General features: G+C 42.5%; 2 protein-coding genes. Both read right to left on the minus strand.

The annotated features are described in order from the left end of the window. Window positions 1–251: hypothetical protein (locus A3729_RS01395; RefSeq protein ID WP_197475470.1), on the minus strand; the 251-nt coding region annotated here is incomplete at its 3' end. A gap of 157 nt (window positions 252–408) precedes the next feature. Beyond that, window positions 409–1107 (minus strand): acetyl-CoA hydrolase/transferase C-terminal domain-containing protein (locus A3729_RS01400; RefSeq protein WP_304439678.1); only part of this gene is annotated, 699 nt, incomplete at its 5' end.

Here is a 1107-nt window from a genome sequence, read left to right on the forward strand (position 1 = left end):
CGCGAGCGGAGTGTCAGCGCTTGAGCACCTTGCTCAGAGGGTTCTGATTGGCGTGCATCTTCGTAGCGAAGGCGAAAGTCTAACTCTGCAGTACCTTCAGAGAGTGCATCTGCTATCGAGCTAGCATCGGCTAATTTCTGGTCATCTACATATTCGTAGGCATATAAAGAAGAGGAAAATGTAGCAGTGCAAATAAGAAAAGCGCGAGCTAGCGAATGACAGTACTTACCTAACACTTTTTGCGAAGACATATAAAGCTCTCTTATTGTTATCAATATAATTGCTAAAACGAATTTAACAGCTTTTTAGTATTATTGTCACGCCTATCCAGCAGCCTTATATTTAAGAAATTGAGCATCATATAAAAAGCCCCCAATATTGGAGGCTTAATTGATATAAATAACCGAATTACATTGGTTTTAAATAACCGTTTTCTTCGAGTTCCAGAAGAATTAAGTGCTGAAGAATCTTATCTTTTGTTGAATCTGGATGGTCTAAGCTCAGACGCTCAAGAAAAGGACGCGCTTCGTCTGCATCAACTTTATGAACAAAGGAACGAATAACCGCTTTGATCATTTGTCGTGGGTGCGCCATTAAGGCCTTCAAATCCTTCAAGCTCTTACCGAGTGCAATTTCCTCATCGGTAAAATCAGAGCCAAGCGGAAACGGTGGGAATAAACCTTTCTCACGAGCAGACTTAAGAATCCCAGCTAACTTCTCAGGATAGTTTTCTTTGTATTCTGCTGGTAATGTAAAGCTCTCGCGAACCTTACCTTTCGACTTCATATCTTCTAGTAATTCTTGCTGGAAGCGAGAATCAGCAACCTTAATCAACTCAATCGCGATTTGCTCGTCGGTCTTGCCGCGTAAATCGGCAATACCGTATTCCGTCACAATGATGTCTCTAAGGTGCCTTGGAATCGTGATATGGCCATAGTGTGGTGTAATGTTTGACTGCAGGTCTTTACCACTACCGCGTGTACTTCTAACGCACAATATTGATCTCGCATCAGGCAATGAATGAGCCATCGATACGAAGTTATATTGGCCACCTACACCACTCACAACCGTGCCATTTTCTAGGCCATCTGATACAACCGCACCACT

The sequence above is a fragment of the Oleiphilus sp. HI0043 genome, assembly GCF_001634935.1.